Below are 23,863 nucleotides of genomic sequence, written 5' to 3'. Positions count from 1 at the left end.
AGGCGGTTCGGAAAAGCAACTCGGAAGGCCATTCGATCATACGCGCGAACACCGGTTCACAGCAACCACCGGCTCTCTGCAAGCTCACATTCGTATGTCTACTTACCCTTCTTCCATGTTGTTAATCGGTTATGTTATCAGTCATCATACTACAGCAAACAAATGCGGTCAATCTTCTTTATCGTGTTTGTGCCGCAGCATTAGCGCTGAGCCGGTTCAATGCGATAGCGGGCCTTCGCCGAATCGCTTGCCACTGCGCCAGCGTCTTCCGCAACGATCTGCCAGCCAAATGACAGCACCGCTTGCAACCGCTCAGTCTCGGCTCGTGTCAGCTCTGCGCTAACCCGCTCTTCCCCCGGCTCCAGATGGAGCTCGGCTTCCAGCTGCAGAGCAACCAAAATCCAGCTGCGGATCCCGCCGATCGTATTGTACTTGATCTGGTATCCCTCACGGACGGCACGCTCAAACGTTTCCGGCTCCTCGTTGGCAAGTGCGACTAAAGGCGAGTATTCAAATTGGAACTTGCTCTCGTCTTTAGGCAATTTCCCGGAACGGGCGTTGGCAATTAGCTCCTCCTCCGACCAGCCGTATGCCTTGAGCGACTCCAGCATTAAAGCATCCCATTGAGACAAGCTTGCTTTCTGCTTCGTCATGATGTTCTTCTCTCCTCTTCTTGTAGGGAAAAGCCAGCGGCGATCCACGGTTTAGCCGCCATCCCGCCGCTGGTCTTCAGTCTCTTGTCCTGTTACTTGCTTGCTTTATAAGCGTTCAAAAACTCTTTTACTTTGGCAGGATCGGCTTTCAATTCCAGTCCAGTATCGACCAGCGGGCTAAGTGTGGAGGTTGCCTTAAACTTGTTGCCGCCGTAGTAAGCCAAAATTTCATCCTGATTGATGGAGTACAGCACTGCTTTTCTCAGATCGGCGCTTTTCGCGACCGGCCGGTTGCCTGTATTGAACAACAGATAGGACACAGCGTTGCTTGGAATTGTTTGAAGCGCCAGCTTGCTATCGCCTTTCACCACATCATATTTATTTTCGGCCAAGCCGTAGAACAGATGGATTTCGCCGCTGCGCAATGCGGACAAGCTGCTGTCTGCGTCTTTAATAAAGCGGACCTTGATCGTCTCAATAAGCGGCTCATGCTTCGTACCCTTCATATAGCCAGGGTTTTTATAGAATACAGCTTCATAATCGTTCTTGTAGGACAAAATGTACGGACCGCTTGTAGCAAGCGTATTGTTGTACGATGCGCCCTCAGTTACTGTGTTTTGGTCGCCGTAAGGAATGTCCTTGTTCACATCGAATTTCGCTACATCATAAGTGTTGATGCTTTCTACTTGCTTCTTGGACACGATCCCTGCGGATTGGTGCGCCAGGTAGTTCAGCACTTGCGGGAATGGCTCAGTCGTTGTCAGCTTGACGACTTGATATTTGCCGTCTTTGTTGCTTACTTGATTTTTGTCAGCGACCAGCCCGGAAATTTTAGTATCCAGCCCTTTTTCCAAAGCTGCTTTCACCGTATCGCCGCTGCCGGACACTTTGACGGAATCCAGAGCCGCGACATCCGTGACAAGCTCAACATTTTTAATATGCTCATGCAATGTAAAAGTACGATGATCCGGAACGGAGTTTTTATCTTTTGCCCGGTCAAGGGAGAAAATAACGTCTTCCCCGCCTACGCGATCACCGGAATCTACAGCCTTTTTATCTTTCACATTCGCAAAATTAATATCATCACGCAAAATAAAGTAATAGTCAGAATTGCCGTCAGCAATCGCATGATTCAGCGACAGGGAGCCTTCGGATGTAACAACGTCGTCATCCGTCAGGTTAACAAGACGCACATACATATTCGTGTTGATCATATTAATCGAGCCGTCATTGCCTTTGATCGGGTCAAGCGACGTCAATACAGGCATTGTCGATTGCAGAATCAACGGCTCTTTGCTGCGTTTGGACGTATCGTTGAAATCGACCTCTTCCCATGGCAGGGAACGGGATTTGGAGATACGCACCGTATCTTGATTCAATACTTCCTTATTCAGTGCTTGTGCCTTCTGTGAACGGTAGAGCGGTGCAATATAAGCTTTGTCGAATACGAGCTGCTGCTCGAACTGCTTGTACGTTTCTTTGAACTCTTCCGGCGTTTGCGAACCGGCTTTGTCGATCAGGGCATCAATTTCCGGATCGGACAGGATGCTGTAATCGCCGCCTGTCTTGAACAAAGATCGAACCGCATAGTCCGGGTTGCCCGTTACCGTTGTCCAGCCCGACAGGGAAATATCAAAGTTTCCTGCATCCTCTTGCGCCTTGAAGCTGCCATAGTCAGGCTGCATATTCAGCTTGACATTGAAGCCATTCTTTTTCAACTGGTCGCGAACGATGTTCATATCGTCCTCGCTGCTGCTCATGCCGAGCAATTCAATATCGACAGCACCTGTGTCTGTTACTTCTTTTGTTCCTTCATTCGGCTTCGGAACATTGGAAGCCTCATCTTTAGTCGTCACTTTGCAGCCGCTAAGCATAATAGCAAAACTTAGAAGTAACAGCGCAGCAAATTTACCTTTTCCTTTCATGGTAGACCCTCCAAACTTTATTGTCATTCGCCCTCGTTAGCCGGTCAGAGCTAAAAAGTGCGATAATAACCTAATCCAACTTGGGATCAAGCGCATCCCGCAAGCCGTCCCCCAAAAAGTTGAAGGACAATACGAGCGCGATAATCGCCAATCCCGGATAAATCGCTGTATAAGCATGCGTTTCAAGGAATGCACTGCCCAGCTTCAAAATATTGCCCCATTCCGGAATATGCGGTTCTACCCCTAATCCCAGATAGCTCAAGCTGCTCGTCGAAATGACAGCTGTGCCGATCGTCAGCGTCGATTTCACAATCATCGGCGCAAGCGAATTGGGCACAATATGCTTGAACAATATGGTCCGGTCACTCGAGCCAAAGGCGCGGGCGGCTTGTACATACTCCAGCTGTGATACGAGCAGCACATTTGCCCGCATCGTCCGTGCATACGTAGGGATCGACCCGACGCTGAGCGCCAATATCAGATTGACTGTACTGGCACCAAACGCGGCAATGATGGCAATCGCGAGCAAAATGCCGGGAACTGCGAACAGGATGTCCAATATCCTCATAATTACATTGTCCGTCTGCCGCCCGTAGTAACCAGCTACCGCCCCTAAAATTCCGCCGATTATTACCGGAATCAAGGTGGACAATATACCGACTACTAGTGAAATCCTGGCACCGAATACAATGCGGGAGAACAAGTCCCGCCCAAAATTATCCGTGCCAAGCGGATACTCCAGACTTGGCGGCTGCAGGATCAAGCTATAATTATTGTCTATGGCCATGCCATAATCAAATGTCAAATAACTGGTAATCGAAACGGTCAGTAAAAATAAAATAAAGAGCAGGCCAAGCATTGAGGTAGAGCTGCGCGATAGCCGCTCCACGACTTCACCGAGCTTGGAGCCCGATGTAAAATCTTTGTCCCGCAGTCTCGATATAAGCAGCAGCCCCAGGAACAAAGCAAACAAATTGCCTGTTAAAGCCGTCAGGATAAGGATTCCGGCCAGCAGTCCCATCCAGCGCGGCAGCACGGTTCTGTCGGCATATTTGGCGACCAGCAGCAGGGCAGCAAGCTGGAGCACAATGATGATCAGCAATAGACCCATGCCAAGCAAAAATCCGTTCGCCACATAAGGCTTAAACAAATTTAATCCCGATAAGCCGAAAACCAGCACTGTCGTTAGCCAGGCATATACAGCAAGTGTGTAGGCGGCGTTTTTCCTCCGCTTGACGAGCTGGAACGCGGCTGTAGCGATAAATACATTGGCTGTCAGCAAGCTCAGCATCAGCACATAGCCCAGCGCCCGGGTCGGCTTCCTGAGCTCGCCGTGCTGAAGCAGATCGCGGCGGATTAGCGCCCATACCCCGAACTGCAGCAGCGCAAAGACGAAGTAAGCGATGCTGAACAGAAGGCCGGTACCATGAAATCCGCCCGTATCAGGCGCGTAGCTGTTCAGCAGCAGCACAACCGCGAGCAGCAGCGTAACGATGCCGGCAAAGCTTGCTTGTGCATACTCAGGACACGACTTCAGCCGGAATTGCACCTCTTGCTTGGTGATTGAAGAACTCTTCACAGTCAGCACCCGCTTTAGTATTGTTTCATTTTCGAACGAATTCTTGGATCAAAGAAAGCATAGAGCAAGTCAACAATGACGTTTACGATCGAAATCGTGATTGCCGTATAGACAACGCCAGCCATAATGCTTGGAATGTCAGGAATGAACTGCTTGTCAACAATGTAGCTGCCGATACCGCTAATGTTGAACACTTTTTCCGTAACGGCAGCGCCGCCCAGCATGCCGCCGAACTGCAAGCCGATGACCGTCAAGATCGGAATTAAGGCATTGCTGACCGCATGCTTCCACAAAACATGGCGGCGTGAAAGTCCTTTCGCCTTGGCTGTCGTAATGTAATCCTCATGAATGACCTCAAGCGTCGATGAGCGGGTCATCCGCGCAACGGCAGCGGTAAGCCCTGTTCCCAGTACGATAATCGGCATAATGGCCGAAAGCCAATTGCCCGGACTATAGGTCGCCGGCAGCCATGGCAGCTTGATGGAGAAGTTCAATATAAAAATCAGCCCTTGCCAGAAATTCGGGATCGACAACCCAAGAAGTGCAATAAACATGAACGTATAATCGAAAAAAGAGTTGGGCCGCGTTGCCGATATAATACCGATCGGAAGTGCAATGATAATGGCCACCACAGTCGAAATCACCGTTAATGTGAGTGTAACCGGAAATTTATTGGCGATGGCTACCGTCACATTTTCATTGCCGGAAAAGGATTTTCCCAGGTCAAAGGTTAAAATTCCTTTCAAGCTGTTCCATAACTGAGTCAGATAAGGCTGATCCAATCCGTACAAATGATTGAAAGCCGCAATCTGTTCCTTGGTTGCCGTCTCGCCCAGCAAATTCCTAGCTGGATCCATCGGAGAAATATATAGTATGGTGAAGACGAAAAATGCAACGCCAAAAATGACGAAAATTGCCATCACGAGCCGTTCCACAATATATTTCCAATAAGGATTGGCATAAACAGCCATCAAAATGTACATCGGCAGTCCAATAAACAGCGAGATCGCAAAAAATACCGGATTGGCCGCCAGCGCGTGGTAAGTATCGCCAAATGTCACTTTGACCCCGCTCTTGTTCTCGGCTACAAGCTCCTTCATTCGCTGGCGAAGCAGCTCCTCAAATTTTCGGGAAGTGATTCGTTCCACTTCTTGCTCCAGCTGTCCCGGACTGACCTTCTGTTCAAAAAAACGGTGCTTGCGCTGCAACTGATCTCTAGTCTCGCTTAAAAGGCGGTCCCGAATGCCCGATTCCAGAAGCTTGGACCGTTCCTTCTCCACTAGCAGGTGGTACCCGGCTTTCGATTGACGATAGCGGTAGAAGCAAAATACGATGATCGTCACCGGCGCCCCTAGCAGCAACAGTAAAAAGCGATACGTCGGATGAAGCAAAATCTTGCTGTATATGGCGGCAATGCGGTCAACAAAGCCATTACGCGGTACAGTTGCATGCCCAATCAAAGCTTTCCGCCCCTTTGTTTAAATATAAGAAAGTGTCCAACTAATTTTAATTTGCATAATTCCGATCAGTATAGTAGATTTTATTTTACAGAATAAAAAAAGTCAATATCCTAAAAATAAGTGCGGTACTTAATTCATTATACAATATATAATAGGCTAGAGATATATGCTTAGCCCGAGCGTAACGAAGATATTATTGCTTATCATTTAGTATGCTCGCAACCGTTACTGAAAAATTCTGAATACAGGTGACGATATGACTACATTATTAGAAGTGAAGAATTTATCAGTCTCTTTCTTTTCTCGCGACAAAGAGGTAGAAGCCGTGCGCAATGTCAGCTTTGAGGTGCGCAAAGGTGAGACGCTTGGCATCGTTGGCGAATCCGGCAGCGGCAAAAGCGTCACCGCCCGTACGATCATGCGCCTCCTCCCCTCGCCCCCTTCCATGGTGAAGCATGGCGAGGTGCTTTTTCAAGGGGAAAATTTGGCATATAAATCTGATCGAGAGATGGAACATATAAGGGGCAAGGAAATCGGGATGATTTTCCAAGATCCGATGTCTTCGCTCAACCCGACGATGCGGATCGGCAGACAAATTGCCGAAAGCCTAATCAAACACCGAAACTTAAGCAAGCAGCAGGCGCGTGCAGAAGCGATTGAAATGCTCAAGATGGTCGGCATTCCAAATAGTGAAGCGCGCTATGAGCAGTATCCGCATGAGTTTTCCGGCGGCATGCGCCAACGCGTCATGATTGCCATCGCGCTGGCCTGCCGTCCGTCGCTGCTAATTGCGGACGAGCCTACGACGGCGCTGGACGTGACTATTCAAGCGCAAATTCTCGGTCAAATGAAGGAATTGCAGGAGCAGCTCGGGACATCGATCATTTTAATTACCCATGATCTCGGAGTCGTTGCCGGCATGTGTGATCGTGTCGTCGTCATGAAGGACGGCGAAATTGTTGAGACCGGTACGACCGAGCAAATCTTTGCCAATCCGCAGCATCCTTACACGATCAAGCTGCTGAATGCTTTGCCGCGGCTCGATGAGAAGAAAAAGCCCAAGCCTCCAGCTGCCTTTGTCCGCGACAAGGACGATGTACCGCTGCTGCAGGTGCGGTCGTTGAAGCAATATTTTGATTTGGGCAAAGGACAGCTGATTAAAGCGGTCAACGATGTCAGCTTTGACATCCATGCAGGCGAAACGCTCGGCGTCGTCGGGGAATCCGGCAGCGGCAAGTCAACGACCGGGCGCGCCATACTGCGCTTGAACGAAGCGACGGGCGGCGAGGTGCTGTTCAAGGGCATCCCGCTTCAGCAGCTTAACCGTTCCGAGATGAAGACAATGCGCAAGCATATGGGCATGATTTTCCAAGACCCTTATGCCTCGCTAAATCCGCGGCTGCGGATCGTCGACATTATTGGCGAAGCGCTCGACGTTCACGGCATGGCCTCGAGCAAGCAGGAGCGGCTGAAGCGAGTAGAGCAGCTGCTGGAGATGGTCGGCCTGAACGCCTCGCATGCGATGCGTTATCCGCACGAGTTTTCCGGCGGGCAGCGCCAGCGCATCGGCATTGCGCGCACACTCGCCGTGGAGCCGGAATTTATCGTCTGCGACGAGCCGTTGTCGGCACTCGACGTTTCGATTCAAGCGCAGATCGTCAAGCTGCTTGAGGATTTGCAGCAGCAGCTCGGGCTGACCTATCTGTTCATCGCGCATGACCTGTCGATGGTCAAGCATATCAGCGACCGTGTAGCCGTTATGTATAAGGGCAAGATCGTGGAACTCGCCGAAAGTGAAGAGCTGTATAGCAATCCGCTGCATGATTATACCAAGTCCTTGCTGGCTGCCATTCCCATCCCCGATCCGGAGGTGGAAGCACGGAAGAAACGGCAGCCACATGCGGAAGCGTCCAAGTCCGATCCATACGGATTGGAGCGTTCCGAATTTGTGGAGGTCAAGAAGGGCCACTGGGTGGCGATTGCGCAACGTTGAGATCGGATTGGCGATCGATCCGTGAAAATTTGAAGCCGGACGGACCTGCGGAACGGATCTACGGTCCGTCTCGATCATTTTTCAGCAAAAAACGCATGAGAAAAACGACCCTTCAGGTTGAAGCTCGAAAGGTCGTTTTCTTTATTTTTCAGCTCATCCTGCCGAGCATTATTTGCGTCCGTAGTCCGCTTTAATTTCGCCCCAGCTCTGGGTTTCCCACTTCATGATCTTCGTCGTATATGTATTGCCCCGCAGCCACTCTACAGAACGGTCAACCAGATCCCATATTTCCTTCGTCGACTCGTCCCGCACCAATGTGGAGGATACTGCCTTTTGCTTCACCCATTTGATCGCATTGGCGGAATCGCTGTATACATTTTTGCCGCTGTTCGTCTTCTTCAAATAAGATAAAGCATGCACCAGCGCCAGAAACTCCCCCAAATTATTGGTACCCTTGGCAATCGGCCCGCGGGAGAAAATAACCTCTCCTGTCTTTGTATCTACCCCTCTATATTCGACCGGACCCGGGTTGCCATGCGTTCCCGCATCAACAGAAATGCTGTTGTAGTCGATTTCATCCGATATGTCGCCAGTCTGCTGTACCGTCTGCTGCGGCTTCCCAGCGACAGCAGAGCCTGAGCCCGCGGCTTCGCCCTGCCCCCAATAAGGCTTCCAGCCAGCTTTGAATGCCGCTTCGGCCGCCGCTTTGGAATCAAACGCCTTAAACTTGGCGCCGGCAAACTTGTTGACTTGCTGCTGGCAATCTGTCCAGCTCGTATAAATGCCGGGCTTTTTTCCAACCCATACAACGTAATGCTTCTGCTTGGCCATGCCTCTTATCCTCTCCATCATTACACAATTAAACTGCTGATCGCAAAGCTCGTGCCAATGTATACCGCACATAGCATAATAGCGACAGCAACATTACCCTCTTTCAACTGCTCCGCAACTTTAAAGCGGGGTGTTGCCCATTCAAAAATCCAGTATGCCGCGATCAAACAAACGTAACCTACTGCGAACCACAGTACCATATGCAAAATGGAGGTATTCGTATACGCGGCTACCCCCAGCACGATTGCCGTCGCCATGAACTTGCCGCCCATCACGATGCCTACGGCCGCATTGCCTCTTTTCAGCTCATCCATATCATTGTAGGGCGTCATCCAGTTAAATATAACCATCCCCGCTAATTGCAGCAAAATAATGACTGCTACACTAATCAAGATATTAACAACGATCAAGATGCCCACCCCTTAAACTTGGCATATGCCATATCATAATCCGAAAAATCGTGCACCTCTTCTAGCATCACGTTAACCTTTTTCATGGTTTTCAGCTGTTGATAGCGTTCCTCATCGATCGGCTGCTTCACCTGATTACCGGAAGGAAGTGTCACCACAGCGAATTGGCGTTTTTTCCCGTTCAGCTCTGTTTGGTAAACGCCTACCAGATCAACCTCTGCATTCAGTTGAATTTTCAGCTTATCCATATCTTCTTTCGCCGCTTGCTCCGTTTTAAAGGATTTAATTGGCTCCCATGCCGTCAGGGTCACTTCATTTTTGCCGTCACTGCCGGTAACCATCTGCGCTCCCATATATTGCAGCGTCCATATCGTATCGCCTGTTGCGTAATTTTCATCGTTCGGCAGCATCTCATTATCCGGCAAAATAACCATATCTCCGTCAATGAGCTCACCGACAACCGCCTTCTCCACCCGGTAATCCCACGGTACCCCGACTGTCTGCTCTGCTTCTTGGTTATTCGAGCAGGCGCCCATAATCAATACAAGCCCTGTCACAATACTAAGGACCATTACCTTGACAAATCGCTTGCCGTACTGACCGTTGCTGCTGTATTGGCTCATTTCCTCACCCCGATTGCTACAAAATGACTGGCATTCCCCGTAATAAGTCCGCCGGCTCGCCCTAATAACCCGCAAGGCACGCCGTTGATAACGAACATGCCGGTAAGCAGGTGAAACTCGCCCGCTTCCAGCGTAATCTTCGCCAGTTCGGCCCGCTGCTGATAAACGAGTGGAAAAAAGCGGCTTGTATCGAAGCCTGCTTCATCTTTTTCCACTTGCTTGCCTTCGTCGTTGTAGATAATGACTGAACCGCCCTCGCGGCCGAACATCGATTTGGACACAAAGCTGCCGTCAAACACGGCTTTGTTATAGGTTGGCAGCATATAGCGGCCAATGACAGCGCGTTCCTCTGCATCGAACAGCAGCTCCAGCTCATACAATCCCCAGATCAGCGCCTGCAGCCCTTTCGATTGCAAAATAATCGCGTGAATTGGATTGAACAGCTCCAAATTGCCGGACTCCATCGCGTAGGCAAGCGCATCGCCGCCATCGTCGATCGCCATCCATTCCTTCGGATACAGGGCGAACATACGGCGGATGATCCGGTCGTCGCCATCCTTCAGCACTCCTTCATCGACCCATAGCTCCAGGCAGTCCGTGCATGTGACCGGCAAGCCGCTATGGCGCGCCAGCATCTCGATTGTTCCTGAATCCTCCAGATGCGTTCCATAAGAGACACAGGCCGCAGTGTCAGGCCTTTCCTCGCCCCATGCTGCCGCTACATGCTCCATCATAGCCTCATTAGGAGAGTGAAGACCATACTGCCCGCACTGCCAAGGGGTCACGACCGCAGCCTCTACATAGCCTGTTGGCGTATCGGCGTTGAGCTCCAGCAGCTTAATGTCGCCTTCCGCGGAAATCGCAAAATCAAACCGTGCATAGCGGCTTAGCAGCCCCTCCGCCCCCGGCTCAAGCATATCGAGCGTAGCCCAGAGCAGCTCCGGAATGCCAATCATGGCATAAAGATCATGCCGGCCGATGACAAAGCGTGCCGCACGGTCGAAGATGCGCCACAGCTTGGCGGAAGCCTGCTCCAGCTCCGCATACACATCGCCGCGCATCGCTACTGCCTGATCGATCCAGTACGGATCGTCGTCCAGATCAGCCCAGCTGAAGCCAAGGCCGCTTAATTCCTTAACCCGCTCGGCGCGGTCCTGCTGCGGCTTGCCGACAACCTCGAATACCGCATCCTTGCTCATCCGCCAAACCATCCTGAGCTCTTGCTGGAGCCTGACGATCCAAAACCGCTGGATTTGCCGCCGATCCCGCCTTTGGACGATGAAGTCGAGCGGCGCGTAATCGCCCCGGATGAATTAACGGTCTTGGGCTGAAGCTTGGAACCGACAACCGGTTTGTTCTGAAACGATTCGGCCGAATACTTTTGCGGCTTGTAGGGTGAACCTGTACGTGCGTCATAGGCACGGTTGCCGGCATACCATCCTGATGATGAATAGGCGGAGCCCCGATTAAAGATCAAATGATAGAGCAGCAGGTCGCTCCAGCCGAAGCCGGAATGTACAATAGTCGTGCCGCCAGTCATGCCGCTGCCGCTGCCCGAAGCTCCACTCCCCGCCGGGCTGCTCGTCTCCTCTTCCTGCTCCAACAAAGGAAGATTCCAGTCCGCAGACGGGTCATAGAAGGCTTTCACTTCTTCAGTCGACCATTCGAGCAGCTTCGGCCCGGCCGCCCCGTCTCCTTCTGTCGATGCGCTGACAGCAGCGCCGCCGCCCAGAAGGGCATGGGCAAGCAAAGCGATGCCGAGCGAGGTAGACAGCACTCGCAGCGGCTTTCCTTCTTTATCAAATAAAAGTGTGCGCAGAGAGACTTCGCTTCTGCTCTCCTCTTGCTTGTGTGTCATTAAGCTCCCCCCTGTCCTACAATCGCTTTCCATATGTTACTGCAACGACCAGCAGCTCCAGTTTGCCATTGTCGACATTCAGGCGGCCTTCTACCATCTCGTATTCCCGGCCGTCGACGGTCAAATAATTGGCATGCTCCAGCGCACTGAACATCCCTTTGCTCCATAGCCTTTCATCTATTGGTACGAGTTCGCCTCCGGATTGCTTCTCAATCAAGACAACTTTCACTTCATCTCCCATAATACAGCTCCTTTCCAATTTAGAAACATGAATGCTTTTTCATACGTTCCAAACAAGAAGAATGTTTCGATTTTTGCAACAATTGTCCCAATATTGCGTACCCGATTGAAGCGATCGTCACAAGCTACCAGCAGCAGCTTTTCAAGTAAGCGGTAGCAGCTTATCCATTTCGTAGCCCATTTCCCGCATAGCTGCAACGCCATCTAAAATCTCAATTTGCTGCGTACCGTCCCATCCATTGATCACACCATACTCAATCCATTCCCGTACCCGCTGCGGATGATTCAAATTATAGAGGCTCTCCGTTCCCGTCGCCATATTATATAAAAGAAAGCCCGTCTGCAGCGGACAGCCGGCTATCGGATCATCCCATGTACGGATATAAATAATTAGCGGATGAAGCTTGGAATCCTCGGCGAACACCTTTAATTGTGAGGTACATGTTCCATTCATGATATGCATCGACAGCCGGTATACATACGGCTGATTGCCAATCGTTATGGTGCGAAGCTTATTTTTCATTGTCTGCATCACCTGCTTCTGTATATACGAAGCACTTCTCCTGTTGTGCCATCGACCTCTACAGCAAGATCGAAAAAATCGTCCCCAAAGCCTTCCATCCAATCTTCCAGCTCATTTGAGTAAAACCAGAATAAATAATACAAGTTCCCTTCCTTGCTATAAAGCTCCTCGCATTCCAGGTAGCACTTACTGACATCCACGCCCAGTTCTGCTCCACGCTTCTTAGCTGCATCAATAGCCGTTATAAGAAACGGTACTAATGCGCGGTCCACATGCAGCACGCATGGGGATGGATGCGCGTTGTTGTCCGCCGGATTATTTTTCATGTGCTTCCCTCCACCGTCTCCACACACCACAATCAGTTCAAATACCAACTGCATACATTTCAGCCGATCATAGCTGCATTATATATATTACCATAACACCTTTTGATATCCTTGGTGAATCGAGAGCTGCGTGTACGCAAGTCTTTTCGAGGAAATACTGGATAGGTTATCTGAGTAGCGAATTAATGGAACTTCCTCAATGAGAAGGTTCTTTTTCTTGAAGATGTGTATATTTTATATAAAAAAACCAATAATACTGTTTAAATTTTCTTTCAGTTTTCTTTCTGTTTATTGAATAATTGAAATAAAATCAGTATAATGGAGGTGAGAGGTGAGATGATTATGCGTCCAACAGTGATTGAAAGAAACATTCTAACAGGATCTGCTGCTCACGAATATATGAAGAAGATGGTTGAGATGGACCAGCTCGTTACTGCTGCACTTGTTAAGAATTTGTTGTTTACAGTTAAGGGTGCTGAAAAGTACAGCAAAATATGGAAAGAAGAGGACTTATTTAATAAAGAAATGCTCGTTGAGTATGCTTTTAAGTTATTACAGCACATTTCTGAGGAGTCAGCACGGGATAACACCCCGACATTCTCTACTACCGAAGTTGCTAAATACATTGGCGTTTCACCTCAAACCATTAATACCTGGCTACGTGAAGGTAAAATTATAGGAGTTGAAAAAGAAGGGAAAAAGTGGTCAAGAATTCCGGGAGATGCTGAGGTCGTTTTTACGAACGGTAAACAAGTTTCGATTGCTACGTTAAAAGCAAATTGGGAAACTGAAAATGAAGAGCCAAAAGTGGACGAAATAACTTATCTGGAGCATTCCATAAAAGAACTAGAAGAAAAATACGGCGGACCATTCGAAGAGGTTTTTGGCGATAAGACTATCAAGGAATTGACAGAAGAAGACACAGACGCTTCGATTTGGTGGTCGTATAAAGCGAGGTTAGCAAGTGCAAAAGTTTCTTGGCATAAGTAAAACAACTTTTTCTAACCTTGAGTATATCTACGGTGAAATACTCGAAGCAAGAGCCTCTGAAACGCGTAAAGACGAACTTGACCACAAAAAAGGAAGAGAAGTGAATGCAAAAATCACTTTTCATCATTATGATGGTTACCTACGATGCAAAGAAATATTTGAGGGAACCAATTTAATAGAGTATTACTATGATTGGCACGCTGGTAACGGCGAGGTACTTCAGAAATTTCACGCTCATTACCATCCGGGTGACGCTCCAGATGAAGTCAAAAAGTACGACCCTTGGCACTGGCATGTGCCTCATGGACTCGAAGATAAAGACGGTTATCGGGTTCAGGGTCCGCCAGGATGTACAATCCACGAAGTACTTTCCCAGCACGTTATACCGCACATTCTTCGAGTTAGGCGTTCTCAAAAATGATGGGTACTACTATAAAGAAGGCTAACCGTTAGTGGATAATGGTTAGCTTATTGTTCTTTTAATCAATGTTAACTAGTCGATAATATACCAGGAGGAACCCCCATGCCAATAGCACCCCGCCACAGCAAAAGCTATACCATCGTGCCGCTGGACGAGCATCTGGCCGAACAGCTGTGCAGCTGGCAGTACGAACCGCCCTATAACTTCTACAATTGGACGGACTGGCCGCAGATGCAAAAAAATGGCCGGGAGTTCGGCGATCCGGCCATTCGTGCACATCAGTATGCTGCCGTACTGGACGCCGAAGGCGCGTTCGTCGGCTTTGCCCAATTTTTCCCGCTGCTCGGTGTCACCCGGCTTGGTCTTGGCATGCGGCCTGATCTGTGCGGACAGAAAAACGGACTCCCCTTCCTGCAGGCAATTGTACAAGAGGCGAGGCGCAGAGCGCCAAAGGATGAAATCGACCTTGAAGTGCATACATGGAACTATCGCGCCATCCGCGCCTATGAGAAAGCCGGCTTTAGGATCACGGACACCTACGAACGTCCTGTTGGCCATGGCACGGAACAGGTGCATTGTATGGTCTATACATTGGACAACCTTTGATATTTTTTTACATTTTTTTGTACTACTCGTTTTTCTCCTCACATAATCCTTTAATGTAGAACATGAGCAGCCGCTTTTCTGCGTTTGGGAAGCAAGTTGCCATGTGCGTAAGGAAACCAGCTAAGGGGAGGCGAGCATGCAATGAAGGCAGTAAATATCATTGCCTTGATCATTCTCATCATCGGTGGGTTGAGTTGGCTCTTGGTCGGCATTTTTGAATGGGATTTTGTATCGGAGATTTTCAGCGGTTCAGACACTGTAGGCGCCAAAATTATCTATATCATATTTGGCTTATCCGCTCTGTACGCACTCTCATTCTTCACCAAAGTATCGGAGGAAAAGTAGCGCATAGCCAGACAAAGGGAAGCTTTCAGCTTAAGACTGCGCGGACCTACGATCCGTTAATTTGTCGAAAGACGGGCAGCTGGGAAGCTTCACGGACACACGATTCGTTATTTGCGTTTTTTGCCTGATTTCCGTGGCGATTTGATGCAATTAGCGGAACCACGGTCCGCGAGGAGCCAGTCTTGACCCCTTTGTTCACAAATAGCGGCCCCTGGGTCCGGCACAAATGAAAACCGCCCTTATGATGCCATTATTGGCCTCAGAAAGGACGGTTTTCTTCGTGCTGCCTAGTCTTGTCGAAACTGCTCGTACAACGCATTGTACCTGCTGGCGGATTGCATGTCGAGCGCAGTCAAGCCGCCCGAATTCCAGGTCGTCAGGCGTAATGTGACCTTTTTGTAATCGATGCCGATGAACGGATGATGATTAAGCTCCTCCGCAATATCAGCCGCTTGCCTTACAAACTCGATCGCCGCTGGAAATGAGGCAAAGCGATAGCTGCCGCGCATCCACTTTTCATCCTCGCGCTGCCAATGCTCAAGGCCGGCAATCACCTCATCCGCTGCCGCTGTCGTTAATTTTTCCAGCTTCCCCATCCGCTTCTCCTCCTTGTTCACTTAAACGAGCCGAATGATCCTGCTTTCCTTGCCATCGACCGATACTTCAATACAATGATGTTTGGGACGATAGGCTACCATGCCGCCTCCCACTTTAATAACCGGATCCTCGCCCAGCCCATAGAACACATCATCGGCCAGTGCTTCCATCACATCTTTGCGCTCTGCTGCATCCAGCGCCTCCCAATCGCTTACTTCCATCTCAAAAAACATATACCCATCATCGATTGACCCGATTGCCTCGGTCAGCTCTTCCAATATTTCTTTATACTCTCTAGCGTGCCTTACACCCATACAACCCGGCCACCTTTTCCGTTTTTTTCTGCTTCAATATCTAACTCTTCCCTATATTCTACACGAATAAGCAGGTATTTTAACGCTAATCGCATAAAACATCCATTTTGCTCTAATCTACAGCGCGATTTTGTCGATAAAAGTATATAGTATGGCATTGTCGAAAAACTGTACATTTCGTCAAATAGACACATCAGTTTTATCGTCGCCAAGCTTCTGTTTGCCCGCCCAGACAGCTTGCCAACTGTCTATCGATCGGGTTACTTACAATAATTCTCTGGACGAGGTGTGTCATGGAAAAGTCTACTTTAATCGGCATTGTATTAGGAATCACTGCAGTAACGGTCGGTATGGTATTAAAAGGGGCTCCGATCAGCAATCTGTACAATCCGGCGGCCTTTATGATTATTTTGGTCGGGACAGCGGCCTCTCTCTTTATCGGCTTTCCATTATCCGAGCTTGCCAAATTCCCGAAATTGATCAAAATGACCTTCGTACCGCAAAAGCTTATGCTGCGCCAGGATTTGATTCGCATGTTTATGGAATGGGCAACGATCACTCGCCGCGAAGGACTGCTTGCGCTTGAGACGCGGGTAGACGAGATTGAGGACGCTTTTTTGCGCAACGGGATGCGCATGATCATCGATGGCAACGATCAGGATCTTGTCCGCGATGTGTTGCTTGAGGATATTCATGCCACAGAAGAACGGCATCGCGCTGGCGCGCTCATTTTCACGCAAGCCGGCACCTATGCCCCGACACTTGGCGTATTGGGGGCTGTTGTCGGCCTGATTGCCGCCCTTGCCGAGATGAGCGACATGAACAAGCTTGCGATGGCGATTGCCGCCGCGTTCGTAGCAACACTGCTCGGTATCTTCACAGGATACGTACTCTGGCATCCGATTGCCAACAAATTAAAGCGATTGTCCAAACGGGAAATCGATCTTCGTCTTATGATGGTAGAAGGATTGCTCTCCATCCAGTCAGGCGTTTCTACGATTGCGATCCAACAAAAATTATCTGTCTTCCTGACGCCAACGGAACGTCTGCAAATGAGCGAGAAGGGAGCGGAGGGCGATGAGCAAAAAATTTAAGAAGGAACATCACGATGAGCATATGGACGAGTCCTGGCTCATTCCTTATGCCGACCTGATGACATTATTGCTGGCGCTATTTATCGTGCTGTATGCAATGAGCTCAGTAGATAGCCAAAAGTTTCAAGATATGAGCAAAGCGTTTAATATCGCCTTCAATACTGGCATGGGTGTTTTGGACAATTCGAGTGTCATCAATGACAACAAACAAATGGATAATGCAGACAAAACTAAACGCCGTCCCTCCGATGAGGCCAAGAAGAAGGAGCAGGAACGCGCGGCCCTCATGAAAAAAGAGCAGGAAGATCTGGAGAAGCTGAAAAAACAGCTCGATCAATATATCAAACAGAACGGTCTGACCAACCAGCTTGATACAAAGCTCAATCAGTCGCAATTAATGATTACGATTAGCGACAACGCACTGTTTGCCTCAGGCAGTGCCACAGTAAAAGATGAATCGCGCAATTTGGCGCTGGCCATCGCTAATATGCTGGCCAATTACCCTGGATTCGAGGTTATTGTATCTGGACATACGGATGATCAGCCGATCTCCAACGTCGAGTTCAAATCCAATTGGGACTTGAGTTCATCGCGGGCGATTCGCTTTATGGATATCTTGCTCTCCAATTCAGTGCTTGATCCGCATCTGTTCAGTGCCATCGGTTACGGCGAATACCGGCCGGTCGATACGAATGACACTACGCTTGGCCGTGCCAAAAACCGCCGCGTAGAAGTAGCGCTCATTCGCAAATATGCCGATCCGGACAATTCCGCTTCGATCCAGGTCACGCCTGAGAAATAACAGGGTACAGAAGCCCTCTGCCAGCTTAAAAAATGGGGAGGGCTTTATGTGCATTAATGGTGTTCCAAAATGGCAAACAATTGCTTTAATTCCGCCTGGGTTAAATCTCGCCACTTGCCATAACGCAGCGTCCCCAGCTCAATATTCAAAATCCGCACACGGCGCAGCTTGCGGACATGATATCCGAATGCGGCGCACATTCGGCGGATTTGCCGGTTGCGGCCTTCCGTCAAAATAATGCGAAAAACCCGCTCTTCCTCTTGCTTCACAACGCAAGGCAAAGTCAGACTGCCGAGTACGCGCACCCCTTCGCTCATTCCTTTCAGAAAACGGGGCGTCACAGGACGATCTACCGTTACGATATACTCTTTTTCATGGCGGCCTTCCGACCGCAAAATCCGATTGACGATGTCGCCGTCATTGGTAAGCAGAATCAATCCTTCCGAGTCCTTATCCAAACGGCCAATCGGGAATATCCGCTCCTTGTGGCCCACATAGTCCACGATGTTTCCTTTTACATCCAATTCCGTCGTGCAAGTAATTCCAACCGGTTTATTTAATGCAATATAGACATGCTGCTTATGCTCGCCGATTGGCGTCCCGTTAATGCGGACATCGTCGCCAATTTCGGCTTGGCTGCCGAGCTCAGCGACCTGTCCATTAATAGTGACCTGCCCGCTCTCCACCAGCTTGTCAGCTTCGCGGCGGGAACAAAAGCCTGTCTCGCTTATAAATTTATTTATTCTCAACTTTGATCTTCTCCCTGTTGCCCAGATGTGTATAACTGTCCCATCTTCCACCCAAAAATGATATCATATTAAGGCATGAGAAGAAACGGTCACCCTGTCACCTTATTGAGAGAGCTTTTCAACATGCCGCTGTTGATAGTTCTAATAATATGTGCATAACTCTGTGCATAAATAACGAGTTATCCACAACTTTATTCACAGCATGTTAACAAACGAATGAACGTTCGCTGAATATGTGGAAAGGTTGAACCCCGAAAAATAGAAAGGAAGCACAGACATGCAATATATACGCGAAGAAGATGAACAATGGATGCGGGAAGCTATCGCTGAAGCCAGAAAAGCGGAGGCTATTGGGGAAGTTCCGATCGGCGCCGTAATCGTTCATCAAGGACAAATTATTGGCAGAGGCCATAATTTGCGGGAAACCTTGCTTGATTCTACGGCTCATGCCGAAATAATCGCCATTCGTGAAGCAAGCAAGCAGCTGGAAGCATGGCGGCTTCTAGACTGCACATTATATGTCACCCTTGAGCCTTGCCCAATGTGTGCCGGCGCCCTGGTACAGAGCCGGATTCCTAAGGTCGTATACGGAACAGTGGATCCAAAAGCCGGCTGTGCAGGCACATTAATGAATCTGCTGCAGGAGCCCCGGTTCAACCACGAGACAGTTGTGCTTAGCGGTGTATTAAAAGAAGAATGCGCCGCTCTGCTGACGAATTTTTTTCGCAAGCTGAGAAAGCGCACAGCAAAATAAACATATAGATAATCATTTTTAAAAAATCGATAATTAGATCGAAGCAAGCACGTACAGATAGAAAAATCATTGCAATCTATATGCTTGATATTGCAGCATAACATGGAATTACAGCTGATCATCTGGTGCGTATCCGTGTAAGCTCCTCTTTCTGCAGCTGCTGCAGGGATACGATTAGCTGGTCAGCCTCCTCACTAATGGCAAGTACGTCAGGGTCGGTCAGACTGCCCCGCGCTTCCGCGGTCTCTAGTAGCTTTAGGCGAAGCGCATGCAGTTCGTCGAGTAATTGATTCTTGTCTTTCATGACGCTCCGAGATTCGCTCCTATCCCATCGAAGGTTTACAAGAAGGTTACATTCAGCAGTAACGATTCTATTATACCCCTTTACTTTAAATTTTTTGTAAAAATTCTCTCATTTGGAACACTATATGCCTCTACGCGTGCTGACATCATCATAATGTCACCATCATTCATACTCTATGAACTGCCGCTAATTGAGATGTAAGTTTTTGAGGGTGTCTTTGCTTGTGCGAAACCGGTGAATGAATTTCTTCGGTGTTGGGGAGGTAACAAATGCTCTGCTGGAAGTATGGAGATGCTTGCGTCTCTCCTGGTGTTCATGCTATTATTAACCTTATCGCGCGCCCGTAGCTCAGCAGGATAGAGCAACAGTTTCCTAAACTGCAGGTCGTACGTTCGAATCGTATCGGGCGCGCCACATTCCACTGCTGTTTATCCGCACGAATGGCCCTTCACTGCTGTCCTCCGACTTCCCCATGTAATATGAACATTCTTTTGTCTACCCGTCAGGCCCCTTTATATATTCTCCCTAATGCCTGCAGATGATCCTTATCATTTGGTATGCTCATTTTACATCTTGAGTCAGATTCTCTTTGCTTTTCTTTACCATAATTATTATGTAATTGGCTGCTATTGTAAATAACAATTCAAGGGATTGAATTTTCTTTGTTAACCGACAAAAATCGACAGACTCCGATTTTGATTTTATGTTATAATTGTGTTTTTTAACCAGGTTAAACTTCTGCGATCAGTCTTGCTGTTCACAGATAGGGATCTACGGTCCAGCAGACTGTTCAAACCTGCCTCTCCACCGTCCTCGAACGTAAAAGGCGCTCAACGATTGCAGTTTGAGTCTCGAGTGACCGCAATAAGCAAAACTATACGCATTCACAAATGTCCTCATGCTTGCTATCATGAATGAAACTGCTTTTTTTGCAATGCAAACAGGGGAGGGCAGGCTGCAATGAATGAATTGTGGAAAGAGCTCATGAATGCCACGCGCCTTCACGTTCGAACCGCCGCCTATACCAAGGTTGCTCAGTCGTGGAGAGACTTTGATTTTACGCCGGATTTTAACCGTTTCTACCTGATTGAGGATGGGGAGGGACTGATCCGGATCAAGGATATCGAGCTGCGCCCTGTCAAAGGGCAGCTTGTCTTAATGCCGGCGGGCGTGCGGCAAAGCTATTCTGCCATTAATGAGCAAACCTACACCAAGTATTGGTGCCACTTTACGGCGACAATTGGCGAGCTGCAGCTGTTTGATATTATGGAGACTCCGTATCTGCTCACAATAGAGGATGCCATACTATGGGAACAATGGGTCTCGCTTTTCCGCGCACTGATTGAAGCCGCGCAAAGCACTTCGCTTTCAGCCGTATTTCGGCTCAATGCCGTCATGATGGAGATGGTCGCCTGTTTTATAGAGCAGGCTGGGGATATTAGGTTCAACCGTTCTTCCACAATTGTGGATAAAATGTATACTGTTACCCGCTGTATGGAGCAGCGGTTGAATGAGCATTTGACGATCGAGGAACTGGCCGGTCTTGTTCATTATCATCCCAATTACTTCATTCAAATGTTCAAACAGTTTACCGGCCGTACTCCGGTGCAGTATTTGAATGGGCTGCGGATCGAGCGCGCCAAGCAATTGCTAAGCGCCACAGAGCTGACCGTGTCTGATATTGCCGAGCAAGTCGGTATGACGCAGTTCTATTTCTCGCGCCTCTTTCGCGAGCATACCGGGTTTACGCCATCGGCTTACAGGCAGCTGTATTCGCCCTGAAGTGACCTATAACGGGAAAAAGTATCAAGCCAAATGGTGGACGCAAAACGAACGTCCTGATCTGAAAAGCGGCCAATGGGATGTATGGCAGCTGCTCGGAGACAGTCAATATCCGTTGAACTAACCGTCAATCTCGGCTTTTAATGGCCGAGGTTGGCGGTTTTTTGTCCTATGTTTCACTCATGCGCCTCCTCCTTGCCGAATACGTTAGAAATAGCGTTAGTGATCCGGCAAGGAGGTATAACAGATGCAAATTCATGTGGTGCAGCAGGGACAAACCTTGTACAGTATTGCACGGACGTATCATGTGACCTATCAGGAAATTGCAGAGGCCAATCAAATCAATCCCGCGAATACACTTGTCATCGGGCAAGCGCTTGTCGTTCCGATTATAGGACAGTATTACTGGGTAGCACCTGGCGATACTTTAACATCGATTGCCGCAAAATACGGCATCCGCGCGGACACGCTCGCTCAAGTCAACGGTTTGAACATGAATGACGTGCTGCGTACCGGACAGCAGCTTTACATTCCGCCACGCCCCAAAAGGCCCGCCGAGGTCAATGCCTATATTGAACCGCACGGTACGGAAGTGAGCGCAGCCCTTTCCCGTTCGGCGCAGGAGGCGGCTCCGCATCTCACCTACCTCGCCCCTTTCAGCTACCGGATTAATCGGGATGCCACGCTTACAGCTCCGCCGCTTGGCGATCTTCCGGACATTGCCAGGCAGGATCGCGTTGTGCTGATGATGGTGGTAACGAATCTGGAACATGGCCAGTTTAGTGCTGACTTGGGTGCCCTCATTCTTAATGACGAGCAGTTCCAGAACAAATTGCTCGACAACATTATTGAAACCGCCAGAGGCGAGCGCTTCCGGGATATACACTTCGATCTCGAGCATCTTCGCCCCGAGGACAGAGACGCATATAATAGCTTTCTGCGCAAAGCTGCTGCCCGCATTCATCAGGAGGGCTATCTGCTGTCGACCGCCCTTGCACCGAAAACGAGCGCTTCCCAGCATGGAGCATGGTACACCGCCCACGACTACAGGACGCATGGGGAAATTGCCGATTTTGTCATTATTATGACCTATGAATGGGGGTATAGCGGCGGACCGCCGATGCCTGTCTCGCCAATCGGTCCCGTACGCGAAGTGCTGGAGTACGCACTCACCGAAATTCCGGTAGATAAAATTATGATGGGACAAAATATGTACGGCTATGACTGGACGCTCCCCTACGTTCCGGGAGGCGCCTACGCCAAGGCGCTCAGCCCGCAGGAGGCGATTGCCACTGCCAGACAGCACAATGCCCGCATCGAATACGATTATGCCGCCCAAGCGCCAATGTTCCGTTACTGGGACAAGGAGGCGAAGGAGCATATCGTCTGGTTCGAGGATGCCCGCTCGATCCAGGCGAAATTCGATCTGCTGCGGGAGCTGCAGCTCCGCGGAATCAGCTATTGGAAGCTTGGGCTAAGCTTCCCGCAAAACTGGCTGCTGCTTGAAGAAAACTTTGATATTGTGAAGCGCTGATCGGAAGCAGAATTGTAAGACGAAGAAAGCCATATTGGAAGTGCCTGTCTTTCTGCTGCTGGACAAATATTTGAAAAAACGGTCGGAGACGATGCTCGGCTGGCTCATCATCATTTGCCTGCTGTTCTCCTTCCGCTGGCTGCTCATGTCTCTGGCCTCCTCGGCGTACCAGGTTGTATTTGTACAATTGCTGCACTCTATCACCTTCGGCGGATACTACTATATCGGCACTCAGCTGACCTCGCATCTCGTACCCAGCGAATACCGCTCCAGCGGGCAGGTTGTATACGGGCTGACGTGGGGCGGTATTTCCGGCATTGCCGCAGGGGTGCTTGGCGGCTGGATGTTCGAAGAGCTCGGCGCGGCGGTGCTGTATCGGATCCGTCTGGCCGCCACCGCGGCGGGAGCGCTCGGATTTTTGCTGCTGTGGCAGGCCGTGCGTGCGGCAGACAGCAAGCGTGAACGCGGCGTTCACGGAAAAGCCGAATCGCTGTAGGGCGATCATCCAAACCGATGGTGCCGCAGGAGCGGCATGGGCGTCTAACTGGATTTTTTGCAGGTAAATTACCGCGAAATGCGGACCAAACTAGCTGGAAAAACTACAGTTAAAATGGATGATTCTTGGCGATATCGCCCTTTTTAGATAAAATAGATGGAATCTTTCCATTTAGTTTTTCGTTTCCTCGCCTATAGAAGCAAATTAGCTGGATAAAATCCATTTAGCACTCTTTGTCGCTGCTGGCAGGACGGGGCACCACCCGGTAGATGGTTCGATTTGCTGATGTGACGATGCGGTAAAACCCTCCTCAAGAATGCTGGTCATATCGGCAATCAACCGCTCCTTGCTCCAGTTCAGCCAACCTCCATTCGTGTTGTAGGCTTTAATCTTCTCCGCTTTATGACCGTCAAGATACTGCCAGAGCGGTTTGGCCGCTGCCTTCGCCATAATATCCCACAAGGCATATCGACTGCCGCCAGCGCCATATGCGCGATTCCTGCTCCGTCGATCCAGTGCATCGGACTGAACCTCATCTTTTCCCACAATTGCTTGACCTTGATATCATGAAATATTTGGCATCCGGTCTATTAATTGCACAATCGTCGGATTAGTTTTTTGACACATTGTTTCATTTACAATATTCGACAGGAA

29 protein-coding genes, 1 tRNA gene and 1 other annotated feature (1 of these 31 only partly in view) are annotated in these 23,863 nt (G+C 49.3%); of the genes, 13 read left to right on the top strand and 17 right to left on the bottom strand.

The genetic code is table 11. The features are described from left to right. Positions 1 to 125: a binding site (T-box leader), on the bottom strand; it reaches 191 nt to the left of the window's first position. A gap of 75 nt (positions 126 to 200) precedes the next feature. The 4 genes from ACFQ0N_RS13725 to ACFQ0N_RS13710 all read right to left on the bottom strand — a co-directional run bounded on the left by ACFQ0N_RS13725 (position 201) and on the right by ACFQ0N_RS13710 (position 5,617). Then, positions 201 to 653: a hypothetical protein gene (locus tag ACFQ0N_RS13725; protein ID WP_379326918.1), complete on the bottom strand. Its 453-nt coding sequence runs from the start codon at positions 651 to 653 to the stop codon at positions 201 to 203. 92 nt (positions 654 to 745) lie between these two features. Continuing rightward, positions 746 to 2,578 carry an ABC transporter substrate-binding protein gene (locus tag ACFQ0N_RS13720; RefSeq protein WP_379326916.1) on the bottom strand — a complete coding sequence of 611 codons (1,833 nt, stop codon included), beginning with the start codon at positions 2,576 to 2,578 and terminating at the stop codon, positions 746 to 748. Between the two features lie 70 nt (positions 2,579 to 2,648). Continuing rightward, positions 2,649 to 4,157 carry an ABC transporter permease gene (locus ACFQ0N_RS13715; protein ID WP_379326914.1) on the bottom strand — a complete coding sequence of 503 codons (1,509 nt, stop codon included), beginning with the start codon at positions 4,155 to 4,157 and terminating at the stop codon, positions 2,649 to 2,651. 14 nt (positions 4,158 to 4,171) lie between these two features. Next, entirely contained in the window at positions 4,172 to 5,617 is a 1,446-nt protein-coding gene (locus ACFQ0N_RS13710; RefSeq protein ID WP_379326912.1) for an ABC transporter permease, read from the bottom strand. 256 nt (positions 5,618 to 5,873) lie between these two features. On the opposite strand from ACFQ0N_RS13710, the gene ACFQ0N_RS13705 reads away from it, so the two are divergent. Further along, positions 5,874 to 7,610: an ABC transporter ATP-binding protein gene (locus ACFQ0N_RS13705; protein ID WP_379326910.1), complete on the top strand. Its 1,737-nt coding sequence runs from the start codon at positions 5,874 to 5,876 to the stop codon at positions 7,608 to 7,610. Between the two features lie 168 nt (positions 7,611 to 7,778). Here ACFQ0N_RS13705 and rnhA read toward each other — a convergent pair whose 3' ends face one another. The 8 genes from rnhA to ACFQ0N_RS13665 form a co-directional block, all read right to left on the bottom strand. Continuing rightward, positions 7,779 to 8,441 (bottom strand): ribonuclease H, encoded by a 663-nt coding sequence (gene rnhA, locus ACFQ0N_RS13700; protein WP_379326908.1) that lies wholly within the window; start codon positions 8,439 to 8,441, stop codon positions 7,779 to 7,781. A gap of 20 nt (positions 8,442 to 8,461) precedes the next feature. Then, complete coding sequence (locus ACFQ0N_RS13695) at positions 8,462 to 8,854, bottom strand: DUF350 domain-containing protein (protein WP_379327309.1); 393 nt, start codon at positions 8,852 to 8,854, stop codon at positions 8,462 to 8,464. Beyond that, entirely contained in the window at positions 8,848 to 9,474 is a 627-nt protein-coding gene (locus ACFQ0N_RS13690) for a signal peptide protein (protein ID WP_379326906.1), read from the bottom strand. Before ACFQ0N_RS13690 ends, ACFQ0N_RS13695 begins: the two co-directional genes overlap by 7 nt. Then, a complete protein-coding gene (locus tag ACFQ0N_RS13685; protein WP_379326904.1) occupies positions 9,471 to 10,673 on the bottom strand; it encodes a glutathionylspermidine synthase family protein in 1,203 nt (400 codons plus the stop codon). The genes ACFQ0N_RS13690 and ACFQ0N_RS13685 overlap by 4 nt, the downstream gene beginning before the upstream one ends. After that, complete coding sequence (locus ACFQ0N_RS13680; protein ID WP_379326902.1) at positions 10,670 to 11,332, bottom strand: hypothetical protein; 663 nt, start codon at positions 11,330 to 11,332, stop codon at positions 10,670 to 10,672. The genes ACFQ0N_RS13685 and ACFQ0N_RS13680 overlap by 4 nt, the downstream gene beginning before the upstream one ends. Before the next feature lie 16 nt (positions 11,333 to 11,348). Continuing rightward, positions 11,349 to 11,573: a hypothetical protein gene (locus ACFQ0N_RS13675; protein WP_379326900.1), complete on the bottom strand. Its 225-nt coding sequence runs from the start codon at positions 11,571 to 11,573 to the stop codon at positions 11,349 to 11,351. 141 nt (positions 11,574 to 11,714) lie between these two features. Continuing rightward, positions 11,715 to 12,095, bottom strand: coding sequence for a hypothetical protein (locus ACFQ0N_RS13670; RefSeq protein ID WP_379326898.1), 381 nt, complete (start codon positions 12,093 to 12,095; stop codon positions 11,715 to 11,717). Positions 12,096 to 12,103: 8 nt separating this feature from the next. After that, complete coding sequence (locus ACFQ0N_RS13665) at positions 12,104 to 12,421, bottom strand: hypothetical protein (RefSeq protein WP_379326896.1); 318 nt, start codon at positions 12,419 to 12,421, stop codon at positions 12,104 to 12,106. Positions 12,422 to 12,757: 336 nt separating this feature from the next. Between ACFQ0N_RS13665 and ACFQ0N_RS13660 the strand changes: the two genes are divergently transcribed. From ACFQ0N_RS13660 to ACFQ0N_RS13645, 4 genes are all read left to right on the top strand, one after another. Further along, positions 12,758 to 13,411, top strand: coding sequence for a helix-turn-helix domain-containing protein (locus ACFQ0N_RS13660; protein ID WP_379326894.1), 654 nt, complete (start codon positions 12,758 to 12,760; stop codon positions 13,409 to 13,411). After that, complete coding sequence (locus tag ACFQ0N_RS13655; RefSeq protein WP_379326892.1) at positions 13,386 to 13,832, top strand: hypothetical protein; 447 nt, start codon at positions 13,386 to 13,388, stop codon at positions 13,830 to 13,832. Before ACFQ0N_RS13660 ends, ACFQ0N_RS13655 begins: the two co-directional genes overlap by 26 nt. Positions 13,833 to 13,934: 102 nt before the next feature. Then, a complete protein-coding gene (locus ACFQ0N_RS13650) occupies positions 13,935 to 14,438 on the top strand; it encodes a GNAT family N-acetyltransferase (RefSeq protein ID WP_379326890.1) in 504 nt (167 codons plus the stop codon). Between the two features lie 141 nt (positions 14,439 to 14,579). Next, positions 14,580 to 14,783 (top strand): DUF378 domain-containing protein, encoded by a 204-nt coding sequence (locus ACFQ0N_RS13645; RefSeq protein ID WP_379326888.1) that lies wholly within the window; start codon positions 14,580 to 14,582, stop codon positions 14,781 to 14,783. 287 nt (positions 14,784 to 15,070) lie between these two features. On the opposite strand, the gene ACFQ0N_RS13640 is transcribed toward ACFQ0N_RS13645, so the two are convergent. Continuing rightward, the gene (locus ACFQ0N_RS13640; protein ID WP_379326886.1) at positions 15,071 to 15,379 is read right to left on the bottom strand and encodes a 4a-hydroxytetrahydrobiopterin dehydratase; all 309 of its coding nucleotides are present in this window, start codon (positions 15,377 to 15,379) and stop codon (positions 15,071 to 15,073) included. A 21-nt stretch (positions 15,380 to 15,400) separates the two neighbouring features. Beyond that, the gene (locus tag ACFQ0N_RS13635; protein ID WP_379326884.1) at positions 15,401 to 15,694 is read right to left on the bottom strand and encodes a hypothetical protein; all 294 of its coding nucleotides are present in this window, start codon (positions 15,692 to 15,694) and stop codon (positions 15,401 to 15,403) included. A 293-nt stretch (positions 15,695 to 15,987) separates the two neighbouring features. Here ACFQ0N_RS13635 and motA point away from each other — a divergent pair, with 293 nt between their 5' ends. Then, positions 15,988 to 16,788 carry a flagellar motor stator protein MotA gene (motA, locus tag ACFQ0N_RS13630; protein ID WP_379326882.1) on the top strand — a complete coding sequence of 267 codons (801 nt, stop codon included), beginning with the start codon at positions 15,988 to 15,990 and terminating at the stop codon, positions 16,786 to 16,788. After that, a complete protein-coding gene (motB, locus tag ACFQ0N_RS13625; protein ID WP_379326880.1) occupies positions 16,772 to 17,590 on the top strand; it encodes a flagellar motor protein MotB in 819 nt (272 codons plus the stop codon). Before motA ends, motB begins: the two co-directional genes overlap by 17 nt. A gap of 53 nt (positions 17,591 to 17,643) precedes the next feature. Here the strand turns inward: motB and rluF are convergent, their stop codons facing one another. Further along, positions 17,644 to 18,339, bottom strand: coding sequence for a 23S rRNA pseudouridine(2604) synthase RluF (gene rluF, locus ACFQ0N_RS13620; RefSeq protein WP_379326878.1), 696 nt, complete (start codon positions 18,337 to 18,339; stop codon positions 17,644 to 17,646). Between the two features lie 277 nt (positions 18,340 to 18,616). On the opposite strand from rluF, the gene tadA reads away from it, so the two are divergent. After that, the gene (gene tadA, locus ACFQ0N_RS13615) at positions 18,617 to 19,093 is read left to right on the top strand and encodes a tRNA adenosine(34) deaminase TadA (protein WP_379326876.1); all 477 of its coding nucleotides are present in this window, start codon (positions 18,617 to 18,619) and stop codon (positions 19,091 to 19,093) included. A 118-nt stretch (positions 19,094 to 19,211) separates the two neighbouring features. On the opposite strand, the gene ACFQ0N_RS13610 is transcribed toward tadA, so the two are convergent. Further along, positions 19,212 to 19,397 carry a Spo0E family sporulation regulatory protein-aspartic acid phosphatase gene (locus ACFQ0N_RS13610; protein ID WP_379326874.1) on the bottom strand — a complete coding sequence of 62 codons (186 nt, stop codon included), beginning with the start codon at positions 19,395 to 19,397 and terminating at the stop codon, positions 19,212 to 19,214. A gap of 337 nt (positions 19,398 to 19,734) precedes the next feature. Here ACFQ0N_RS13610 and ACFQ0N_RS13605 point away from each other — a divergent pair. The 5 genes from ACFQ0N_RS13605 to ACFQ0N_RS13585 all read left to right on the top strand — a co-directional run bounded on the left by ACFQ0N_RS13605 (position 19,735) and on the right by ACFQ0N_RS13585 (position 23,209). Further along, positions 19,735 to 19,811, top strand: a tRNA-Arg gene (locus ACFQ0N_RS13605). 546 nt (positions 19,812 to 20,357) lie between these two features. After that, a complete protein-coding gene (locus ACFQ0N_RS13600) occupies positions 20,358 to 21,179 on the top strand; it encodes a helix-turn-helix transcriptional regulator (protein WP_379326872.1) in 822 nt (273 codons plus the stop codon). A 1-nt stretch (position 21,180) separates the two neighbouring features. Continuing rightward, on the top strand, positions 21,181 to 21,303 hold the full coding sequence (locus tag ACFQ0N_RS13595) for a carbohydrate-binding protein (RefSeq protein ID WP_379326870.1): 123 nt from the start codon (positions 21,181 to 21,183) through the stop codon (positions 21,301 to 21,303). 123 nt (positions 21,304 to 21,426) lie between these two features. Further along, complete coding sequence (locus tag ACFQ0N_RS13590) at positions 21,427 to 22,713, top strand: glycoside hydrolase family 18 protein (RefSeq protein ID WP_379326868.1); 1,287 nt, start codon at positions 21,427 to 21,429, stop codon at positions 22,711 to 22,713. A 34-nt stretch (positions 22,714 to 22,747) separates the two neighbouring features. Next, positions 22,748 to 23,209 carry an MFS transporter gene (locus ACFQ0N_RS13585; RefSeq protein ID WP_379326866.1) on the top strand — a complete coding sequence of 154 codons (462 nt, stop codon included), beginning with the start codon at positions 22,748 to 22,750 and terminating at the stop codon, positions 23,207 to 23,209. A gap of 204 nt (positions 23,210 to 23,413) precedes the next feature. Here ACFQ0N_RS13585 and ACFQ0N_RS13580 read toward each other — a convergent pair whose 3' ends face one another. Next, entirely contained in the window at positions 23,414 to 23,755 is a 342-nt protein-coding gene (locus ACFQ0N_RS13580) for an enolase-like domain-containing protein (RefSeq protein WP_379326864.1), read from the bottom strand. Positions 23,756 to 23,863 lie beyond the last annotated feature (108 nt).

The sequence above is a fragment of the Paenibacillus sp. GCM10027626 genome (assembly GCF_042676285.1).
Taxonomy (GTDB): domain Bacteria; phylum Bacillota; class Bacilli; order Paenibacillales; family Paenibacillaceae; genus Paenibacillus_Z.
The sequence above is the reverse complement of the archived record's forward strand: the minus strand, read 5'-3'. Positions and strand labels throughout refer to the sequence as shown.